Source organism: Mesorhizobium sp. M7A.F.Ca.US.002.01.1.1 (assembly GCF_004022955.1).
GTDB classification, from domain to species: domain Bacteria; phylum Pseudomonadota; class Alphaproteobacteria; order Rhizobiales; family Rhizobiaceae; genus Mesorhizobium; species Mesorhizobium ciceri.
Window position 1 is genome coordinate 1 of the sequence record NZ_RZQE01000939.1, and the last position, 1,008, is coordinate 1,008.

A 1,008-nucleotide genomic window follows, 5' to 3' on the forward strand; every position below is an offset into this window, starting at 1 on the left:
GTCGAGGCCGGTCCTGGTGCGCAGTTCGCGGCCCATGAAGATGTTGTCGCGAACGCTGAGGTTGGGCGCCAGGCTGAGTTCCTGGTGGATGATCGAGATGCCGCGATCGCGCGCGTCCGAGGACGAAGAAAAGCTGACGAGATTGCCGTCGAGCACGATGTCGCCGGATGTCGGCGTGACCACGCCGGAGAGGATCTTCATCAGCGTCGACTTGCCGGCGCCATTCTCTCCGAACAGCGTGGTGACCTTGCCGCGATGGATGTCGAAATTGACGCCCTTGAGCGCATGGACGCCGCCATACGACATGACGATGTTGCGCGCCGAAAGCACGGCGTCGCCAGTCGCGGGTCCGGTGTCGGCAGCCGGTTTCATTTGACGTCCAGCCTCACGGGGGTGACGAGCCAGCTCTTCGGGTTGACCAGCTTGAATGCGCCGACCACCGATATGGTCTTGCCGGTCAAGGTGCTCGTATCGACCTTGGCCAGGACTTCCTTCTTCATCTCATTGTTCAGCGCCGAACCGGCGTCCTGGTACTCAATCTGGTTGGTGAACTGGCCGAATGTGATCTTGCCCGTGGCGTCACGCAGTTCCGTCCCGTTGATCGCCGGTCCCGTCTGCACGCGGATCATCAACGTATCGGGTACGCCGTCGACGGCGACTTTGTAGATGCCAGATTTTCCTTCGCCGACGACGCCGGTGAACTTGACTGAAATGACCGGTCCGACGCCCGCAGGCACACCGTATTCCTTTTCCGCCGTTGCCCTGTCCTTGGCAATCGCCGTCGCCACCGTCACCGCGTCGGCGGCGCGGGCCTCGACATCGGCCTGCACCTTGGGAAATTCCGACTTGCCGTAGTCAACGGCGGAAAACACGGCGCTGCGAACGTCGCCTGCCGACCCTATCCTGACCACCTTGGTATCGAGCGCCATGGCGCCGAGCAGGACGACAACCGCGGCGCCGGCAAGTGCCCGACGCAGGGCGGGCGAGGCAGGCCTGGTCGATGCGGTG

At 63.3% G+C, this 1,008-nt stretch carries 2 protein-coding genes; both read right to left on the bottom strand.

Annotated elements, in window-relative coordinates; all coding sequences use genetic code 11:
• Positions 1-372 (bottom strand): ATP-binding cassette domain-containing protein (locus EN932_RS36880; RefSeq protein ID WP_164890878.1); only part of this gene is annotated, 372 nt, incomplete at its 3' end.
• Positions 369-1,008: DUF2291 domain-containing protein (locus tag EN932_RS36885; RefSeq protein WP_245483412.1), on the bottom strand; the 640-nt coding region annotated here is incomplete at its 5' end. The genes EN932_RS36880 and EN932_RS36885, both read right to left, overlap by 4 nt.